Source organism: Extibacter sp. GGCC_0201, assembly GCF_017566055.1.
Classification (GTDB): domain Bacteria; phylum Bacillota; class Clostridia; order Lachnospirales; family Lachnospiraceae; genus Extibacter.
On record NZ_JABFCH010000005.1, the window covers coordinates 181,970 to 189,880 of the forward strand.

10 protein-coding genes and 1 tRNA gene are annotated in these 7,911 nt (G+C 50.7%); 3 read left to right on the forward strand and 8 right to left on the reverse strand.

What is annotated here, in order from left to right; translation table 11 throughout:
• Positions 1-24: 24 nt before the first annotated feature.
• Both HJV72_RS05395 and HJV72_RS05400 read right to left on the reverse strand, forming a co-directional pair.
• The gene (locus HJV72_RS05395) at positions 25-1,101 is read right to left on the reverse strand and encodes a cobalt-precorrin 5A hydrolase (RefSeq protein ID WP_208069330.1); all 1,077 of its coding nucleotides are present in this window, start codon (positions 1,099-1,101) and stop codon (positions 25-27) included.
• Positions 1,102-1,150: 49 nt separating this feature from the next.
• On the reverse strand, positions 1,151-1,603 hold the full coding sequence (locus HJV72_RS05400; protein WP_208069362.1) for a superoxide dismutase family protein: 453 nt from the start codon (positions 1,601-1,603) through the stop codon (positions 1,151-1,153).
• Positions 1,604-1,745: 142 nt separating this feature from the next.
• Between HJV72_RS05400 and pdaA the strand changes: the two genes are divergently transcribed.
• The gene (gene pdaA / locus HJV72_RS05405) at positions 1,746-2,564 is read left to right on the forward strand and encodes a delta-lactam-biosynthetic de-N-acetylase (protein ID WP_208069332.1); all 819 of its coding nucleotides are present in this window, start codon (positions 1,746-1,748) and stop codon (positions 2,562-2,564) included.
• Between the two features lie 83 nt (positions 2,565-2,647).
• Positions 2,648-3,001, forward strand: coding sequence for a hypothetical protein (locus HJV72_RS05410; protein ID WP_208069334.1), 354 nt, complete (start codon positions 2,648-2,650; stop codon positions 2,999-3,001).
• 59 nt (positions 3,002-3,060) lie between these two features.
• Here the strand turns inward: HJV72_RS05410 and HJV72_RS05415 are convergent, their stop codons facing one another.
• From HJV72_RS05415 to HJV72_RS05430, 4 genes are all read right to left on the reverse strand, one after another.
• The gene (locus HJV72_RS05415; protein ID WP_208069336.1) at positions 3,061-4,005 is read right to left on the reverse strand and encodes a TDT family transporter; all 945 of its coding nucleotides are present in this window, start codon (positions 4,003-4,005) and stop codon (positions 3,061-3,063) included.
• Between the two features lie 11 nt (positions 4,006-4,016).
• Positions 4,017-4,490, reverse strand: coding sequence for a C-GCAxxG-C-C family protein (locus HJV72_RS05420; RefSeq protein ID WP_066578819.1), 474 nt, complete (start codon positions 4,488-4,490; stop codon positions 4,017-4,019).
• Between the two features lie 144 nt (positions 4,491-4,634).
• Positions 4,635-5,051, reverse strand: a complete 417-nt coding sequence (locus HJV72_RS05425; protein ID WP_208069338.1) for an aconitase X swivel domain-containing protein — start codon at positions 5,049-5,051, stop codon at positions 4,635-4,637.
• A complete protein-coding gene (locus HJV72_RS05430; RefSeq protein WP_208069340.1) occupies positions 5,048-6,307 on the reverse strand; it encodes an aconitase X in 1,260 nt (419 codons plus the stop codon). The genes HJV72_RS05425 and HJV72_RS05430 overlap by 4 nt, the downstream gene beginning before the upstream one ends.
• 150 nt (positions 6,308-6,457) lie before the next feature.
• Here HJV72_RS05430 and HJV72_RS05435 point away from each other — a divergent pair, with 150 nt between their 5' ends.
• Positions 6,458-7,342 carry a LysR family transcriptional regulator gene (locus tag HJV72_RS05435; RefSeq protein WP_208069341.1) on the forward strand — a complete coding sequence of 295 codons (885 nt, stop codon included), beginning with the start codon at positions 6,458-6,460 and terminating at the stop codon, positions 7,340-7,342.
• 50 nt (positions 7,343-7,392) lie between these two features.
• On the opposite strand, the gene HJV72_RS05440 is transcribed toward HJV72_RS05435, so the two are convergent.
• Together HJV72_RS05440 and HJV72_RS05445 are read right to left on the reverse strand one after the other, a co-directional pair.
• Positions 7,393-7,463: transfer RNA gene (locus HJV72_RS05440), tRNA-Trp, on the reverse strand.
• A 69-nt stretch (positions 7,464-7,532) separates the two neighbouring features.
• Positions 7,533-7,766 (reverse strand): hypothetical protein, encoded by a 234-nt coding sequence (locus HJV72_RS05445; protein WP_208069345.1) that lies wholly within the window; start codon positions 7,764-7,766, stop codon positions 7,533-7,535.
• Between the last annotated feature and the right edge of the window lie 145 nt (positions 7,767-7,911).

The window sequence follows — 7,911 nt, forward strand, 5'->3', positions numbered from 1 at the left end:
ATGAAGGGCACCCCGGTACCATCGCTAAAAGCACAGCCGGCACCTGTCCCTGACAAGTGCAAATGTAGCCCCTTGGGCACATAGCTTCGGCTGAATCAGCTCCCCGTCCGGGCAGAACCGGAGCGCTGCCCGCTCGCATACGTTATCCACCCCGGTCACCCGCTCTACAAATTCGGAACGGGAGCTGACCGCCGCTACCGTGCTCAGCTCCTGTGCGGTAAATGTATGGAACGGCACTTCGTATTCCTCTGCCAGCGCCAGCAGCCCCGGTTCGTCCTTCTTGAGCTCTATGCTGGCAAATGCTGTTATCCGGCCCGGTTCTATTCCATGCTCCTGCAGCACCTCTGCAAGCCCGGCAGCCAGCTGTCCCATCTCCATACCCTTGCGGCAGCCTATGCCTGCCACGATGCAGGACTTGCGCTTCAGCCACAGAATGTTCTGCGCGGCCTCTTGTCCGGCAGATGCTCCATCTTCCATGACAGCTATTCCATATGGATACCTCTGCAGTTCCTCCACCGAAGCACACGGCTCCACTTCCTCCGGCCAGGGGCCGTCAATGGGATACTCGCTGTACAGGCCGATTTTCTTCTGCTCCAGCACTGCCGCGGATATGTGCTTAGCCAGTTCCCTGCTCTCAATCTCGAGCCCGTTCTTAAGCGCAAACATATCTACTGCAAACTTCTCCTGCACGTCTGTGGCCGTCGTGATGACAGGGACTCCTCCCGTAACCCCGGCAAGCCTGCGGGCAAGTGCTACCGCCCCTCCCGCATGGCCGGAAAGAAGGGGGATTATGTACTGTCCTTTCTCGTCCATCACGATGACCGGAGAGTCCGTATACTTATCGTGCACCCACGGTGCGATGAGGCGCACTGCGATTCCAGCCGCCCCTATGAACAAGAACGCATCTTCCCCCCAGAGGGTCCCAATCCATGCTCCTGTATCCTCTGGCAGAGGACGCAGGCCGTACCGGGCAGCGAACTTATCCGGCGCATAGCCCCTGCAGGCAGCCTGCCCTGCCGCAGACGGCCTGCAAAGTGCGGCGCCAAGCCGGCTGCCGGCATCTGTAAAACTGATTATGGTAAGATTTTTTTCTTCTTTCATGGCTGTATTGTAAGTAAAAACCGTACGAAAGTCAAGTGTGCCTCCGCATCTATCCTTCCCAGACAACGATCTCACCACACGCAATCTTCGCCCCAGATCCGCCGGAGGGCTGTGTCCTGTAATCGTCCGGCATGCCGTGTACGACTACCGTCCTGCCGATTACCTCTTCCGGATAAAACCGGCCGGTATATACGGCCATCCAGGCAATCCCACCCTTTACGAGCAGGCTCGGCAAATCTCCTGCATGTCTCGGGTGCTCCTGGCTCTCTGGATTATAATGCGCTTCTGCATCTGCAAACGGGTCTTGCGCGTTTCCTGTACAGGAGCTGCCTTCATGGATATGAAACCCCAGGAAGCCCCCGGCCTCCTGCTCTGTCTTGTCCGTTATTCCGTATACTTCCGCCACGACTACCGTTCCTCCGTATGTACTGTAAAAATAGACGTTCCCCCTGATATCACCGTACCCCGGCGCACCCGTAAGCTTTGCGTGTGCCATCGGCATCTCCTGTTTGAATTCTTCCAATATCTTGATCCTCCACTCCTGTGAAATATTGAACCTGCTCCAATATGATATGCGGAAACCGGCATAATGTTTCTGATTTAGAAATATAATTACACAAATCAACATACGATACGGAGCCATTATGAAACATCTCTCATTATACAAGAAATGGGGAAAGATACTCCTTCTCTTTGCCGCCGCCTTTTTTATCGGCACTATGGGGGCAAAGGCTGTGGAGCACTTTACCGGGGAAGCGGTGCAGACCGCGGCAGACGGGAACTGGGGCCTGAGCTTCCAGGAGGACGGACAGCCGCCTGCTGCCAACGCTACGGCCGATGAACTGAAGCAATTTGACGCTTTTTACAAAAGCGGCACGGAGGACAAAGTAATCTACCTGACGTTTGACTGTGGATATGAGAACGGGAACACGGCGCCGATTCTGGACGCATTGAAAAAGCATAAGGTACCGGCTGCCTTTTTCGTCGTCGGCAACTTCTTATCCGAAAACCCCAATCTGATCAAACGGATGAATGACGAAGGACACATCGTCGGCAACCATACATACACCCACCCTGACATGTCTAAGATTTCCACAAAAGAAGCATTTTCCGAAGAACTTGGGAAAGTAGAAACCCTCTATAAGGACATAACAGGGGAAGAGATGACGAAGTATTACCGTCCGCCTCAAGGGAAATACAGCGAAGGCAATCTTCAGATGGCGAAGGATATGGGGTATAAGACCTTTTTCTGGAGCCTCGCTTACGTGGACTGGTACCAGGATGACCAGCCCACCAAAGAGGAAGCCTTTGACAAGCTGCTGAACCGGATCCACCCCGGAGCTATCGTCCTTCTCCACAGCACCTCCTCCACGAACGCGGAAATCCTTGACGAACTGCTCACAAAATGGGAAGAGATGGGCTATACGTTCCAGTCTCTCGATAAGCTCCCAAAGGCAGACTGATTCCTTACGTGGCTGCTGCACGTGTCCTTGCAAAGCAGACCTATCTCTGCTATTGTAATAACAGATGAGGAGGTATGTGTATCATGTTGGAACGATTGTTAAAGTATCCGGGATTCGTATACCGCATAGGCGGAACATACTATTATCTCGGAAAATGGATCTGCAAAGAATGTACGGATACAGAGGTGACCGACTGTGTGGCCATGTATGAGATGTGCCGGCTGGAACATGAAGATGCCGAAGCGGGAATGTATTTCCACAAGCTCCGCGCACACAGCGATTTTGCTCTGGACGTTCCCTACAACCCGGCGCTGATCAGATCTGATATGACTGACCTTGTGGATGGGCTGTCCCCGGACGCCTTTAAAGTCCTCGATGGCCAGATGCAGCATTTTGCTGAAGATTACAGAAAATATTGCGGAGAGCTGCCGGCTTAGAAGAGACGTCAAAAATCCTGCACAGAGAGGCCATCTTGGCTTCTGAGTGCAGGATTTATCTATGTAGCCGTCTTTATCCCCGCTGTCTTCTGCTCACCGGTCTGTCCGCAGACCGACATGATATAGCGTATGAGTGCATAGATGGTCAATACCGCCGCGATTACGGTCTCTATGAGCACCACGTACTGCAGAAACGGCATCGGCGATCCCATGTTCGCGAGACATGCCATCGTCATCTTCATGCCGATTGCCGTAATGACGAACGGGAAGGTGAATGCCGAATAGCTCGGGTAAAACTTCATCTTCAGGAAACGGGGAAGCCTTAGCAGCACCACCACATATATCAAAGTAGAAAGCACTGCCAGGAACCCTACCATAATGATGGATTTCGGCTGCACCGACTGTATGTATCCCGCCAGGCACAGGCTGGCCGGGGCCGTATAGATACAGAATAACGGCTGCACCGGTTCCGGCATCTTTCTATGCTTCAGATAACGGTATGTAACGAGGGCCAGAAGCACGAGAAGCGCGGCAAAGCCGAACCAGAACAGGACTGTCCCGATACCCGTCTGTCCAAAAGCCGGGGCCGTGACACTGGCAACTGCTATCCCGACATATACGATGTAATAGCTGGCAAATACCTTCGTCATATCAAGGTGCACGGTAAACCTCACGGTAAAATAGATCATGAGCACGATATGAAGCATAATTGCTGCATACCATATAAGATCCGCCCCTCCGTTCAGATAGGGCTTGGCATAACCGGCCAGGAGCATAAGCGCCATCGTAAACGTACCGGACACGCTCGCTATGACTGGATTCTTCATATCTTCTGCAAATTGCTTTGGATACAGGATGACTTTCAGCAGGACAAGCAGCCCTGTCACGGCAGCCACCGCCCCACAGACGAGACGGACTCCTTCGGAATAAGACTGAAGGAGATTGCCGAGCGCGGCCATTCCCAGCATCACGCCAGTTACAGGCAGGGGTATTCGTCTAATCATCTCCATCCCCCCTATCCATCTATGTTCGTAAGGCCTTTTTCGCGGATAATCATCTCCGCGACTTTTCCGGCTACCATACCAGTGAAACGGATGCACTGCTCTTTGTGCTCACCTTGTGCCATATCAAATTCTTTTGTCAGAATCCTGCAGCAGAGCGCATTCTTGCCATTTGCCTCTTTGAACCAGTCATGCAGTTCCTTGGACAGCCGGAGCGTCTCTTCTACCTGCGGATCTTTCTGTACGGTTCTTCCAAACACGAGTCCGATTGCCATAACTCCGCCGGACACTGCTCCGCACAGACATTTGGAACGGCCGATTCCGACCGGGAACCCGGAAGCCATAGATATGACCACTTCCGGCACATCGATTTCAAAGTTGCTGCGGATGGAGCTCACCACCGCTTCGGAGCAGAAGAATCCTCCCCGGAACAGGTCTTCTGCGTCTTTCGTAATTTTAGCTACGCTCACTTCATTCTTCAAATTCATACTTTCATTCCTCCTGTCGCGTAATATTAATCATCTGTACTACATGCTTATCTTATCGTATCCAAGCCTGTATGTCTCATTGATTAATTACACGTATGTCCGGAATTATTGATGAATTCTATATGTGCGGCACAGGCTGCATCTCTACCGTTTCGCGCAGATGCTGCCGTCTGTGAATGTTATCGTATCTCCTGTCTTTAATGAGGCATAATCCTCTTTTGATATAGTCCTGAGGGCCATGCCTCTTCCATACATCTTCTGCCCGATCAACGGCCCCAGCGCCAGAACCGGTTCTGCTTCTATGCACAATATGGCCGCCGGTGCCGTACCCGTCTTAACCATCTCGATCAATACGCCGGAGCCAGAACATGACCCTCTGTCATAAGGGATACAGAGCACCTTCCCCGTCAGATTCTGCCCGCATAAATCATGATGGATATCAATAATCTCCCCGGATGCAGGGTCCACGCCTCCCCAAAAGCTCAGAGGCTCCTGTGAGACGAGCGCCTCCGCTTTTACATCTCCTTCCAGCAGAACTTTAAAGTTTGTTATCTCTTTCATAATGATGCCTCCTCTGGCCTTATTCCTGTCACTGCTGCGGCCACACAGCCTTTCATATCCGCCATCGTAATCTTGACACCGTTGATGGCCGGTGCATACTGGGCGGCTTTGCCCGAGTTCGTGACAAAATGCTTTCCTTTCCACACGCCGTTATATTCCATCTCCATCAGGCAGGTATCTCTTACAAGCATGGCTCCGGCATGCTCAATGGCGGCAACATATCCGGCCAGATCTGCCAGTTCATAGACAGGATGGCTCGTCTGTATCCAGAATTCGGTCCCTTCGTGCACTTTTTTGCCTTCTATCTCACAGGCAATCTCTTTTATTTCCTGGAACGAAAGATGAGGGCAGCCCATGAGGACCATATCTACCTGGTCCGTATCTCCTGTATTAAGCCTCTTTTTCATCTCTTCAACTGCTTCCGGCGTAATCTCAACAATCTCATAATCCTTCTTTCCGTGGAATGCCGCCTCAAGCGTCGGCGCCTCCGGCGTTAGCCCCACGGCATGGAAAAGACTGGTAGCCCCTCCTGACGCAGCCGCGGCTGAAAATGCTTTCAACTGGTCAGGCATGGTCCCCGCCGGCAATCCGAGTATGACCGGTACCCTGTTGATTGCAGTCTCGCCGACGAGATACCCTAATATCGCATAATCAACCGTATCCTGGAACGAGCTGTCGTCAAAGCCTTTCAATGCAAAGAGGATTTCCCCTGCCCGGTCGTCATCCAGATATAGTCCGTACTCCGGCACCCGTCCGGCCACTGCGCAGCAGACATCTACCAGATCGGGCAGCCGTTCCGTCCTGGCCCCGATTACCGAGTTCACATAATTAACCGCATTTGACTCCGACCAGCTCACATTCTCCCCAAATACCGGAACATTCGTACATTGATATGGCGCGCACGTCCAAGTCGGGTTTACACCAAGCTTCAGGTATGCCTGTCTGAGCCGTTCACATTTTGCCGCAAATGCCTCTGAGGTATATTGTTCCCTCCACCTCCTCGTATCCATGGACATGGGGTTGATCGTCGTCGGAACCGACACCTTTGCCCCTTTTTCCACCAGGTATTCTACGAACTCTGTTCCGGCGTCCCATATGGTGGTGAACGCGGCCGCGTCGATATGTGCATTCTTCACCGGCAGAAATCTTTCCGCGCCGTAAAGCCCGCCCATCTTAACAAGAATCTCGATGGCAGTCTGCAGGCCTTCTCCATGCCTGCCTTCCAGCATCTCCTGTTCATACTCTGTTAATTGCATGATTTCGTCTCCTTTTCTTAAAATATGTTGCCTGGCAATCATAAAACCTTTATATTATTAATCATACAAGGTTTTCCACACTTTACAATTTAAAGAAATTTAAGTTACTATTGATTTTTCTAAAGGATAAGAATATGAGGGTTACATGATATGAACAAATACAGAATCATACTGGATGTTTACAAGACACGCAGCATATCGAAGACCGCCCAGAGGCTGAACTATACGCAGTCCGCCATCAGCCAGGCAATCAAGAACTTTGAGAATGAACTGGGCTTTCAATTATTCCGCCGCTCTAAAGCCGGCATGGAGCTGATTACGGGCATGGAAGAAATCATATGTTCCCTTGAAAACATTTGCAGGGAGGAGGATAAAATCAGTCGGTTCGCCAGAAACCTGACGACCCTTGACAGCGGCTATATCAGAATCGGCTCTGTCCAGAGCGTCTCTTACAACTGGCTCCCGAACCTGATTCGAGATTTCTCAGACCGATATCCTAATATCCGCTTCGAACTCACCATCGACGGCATCACCCCTCTGAAAACAAAGTTGGATCAAGGACAGCTTGACTGCGTCTTTACTTCCAAGCACATGCTTCCGGGCTATCCGTTCATGCAGATTGACGAGGATGAGATGATGCTCGTCATGCCTGAGGATCACCGCCTCGCCGGAAGAGAAGCCATCTCAGTCTCTGACATCGATTACGAAAGCTTTGTCATGTCATCGAACGGATTGGATGAAGAAGCCGGCATCATATTTGAGGAGAACCATATCATCCCCAATGTCCAGTACCAGCCGACGGAAGATTTTGCAGCGCTGAAGATGGTAGAGCTCGGATTTGGCATCACAATCATTCCAAGGCTGTTTCTGACCGGCACAACCTTCCATGTATATGCCTGTCCATTTGAAGAACATTATACAAGAATCCTTGGAATCGCATATTCCCCCGACAAACCGCTCTCACCTGCCACCCGCAAATTCCTCGCTTACATCAAGAGCTGGAATCTGCCGGAGCAGTATAGATATTCCAGATAATACGAAAAAGTCCCGGTATGCTTCTGCAGCTTACCGGGACTTTTTCATTACAGGGGATGAGGGAATCGAACCCCCGCCAAAGGTTTTGGAGACCCCTATCATACCACTTGACCAATCCCCTAAGTGATATTGCTCACTAGATATTTATATCATATGCCGTGCTATTTTGTCAATGAAAATTTGCCCGGAATTACTCCTTCATCTCTACCAGAAGATAGAACCCTTTTTCTGTCTTTTCGATTTTCTTTATAATCCCACGGCGCGACTTGATCCTCTCGGATGTCCTGTAGATGCCTGACATGGCGATGGACGGCTCCACGAGGTATGTGTACTGTCCGGTGACAGCGCTTCTTTCGCTCACCTCGACTTCTTGTCCCTCTTCGACGAGGCCTTCTCTTTCCATCTTGAAACGTTCTGTTCTCATGTTCGGTTCAATCCCTTCTGTAGAATAATCTGATGTAATGTCCTATGGGAGATTATTATACTCCTTTGTTGTTTTTATTTCAATATTATGGATAATTCGTAGTTATCCTTTTTGTTTTGTTAAACTAATACATTATTAAATACAG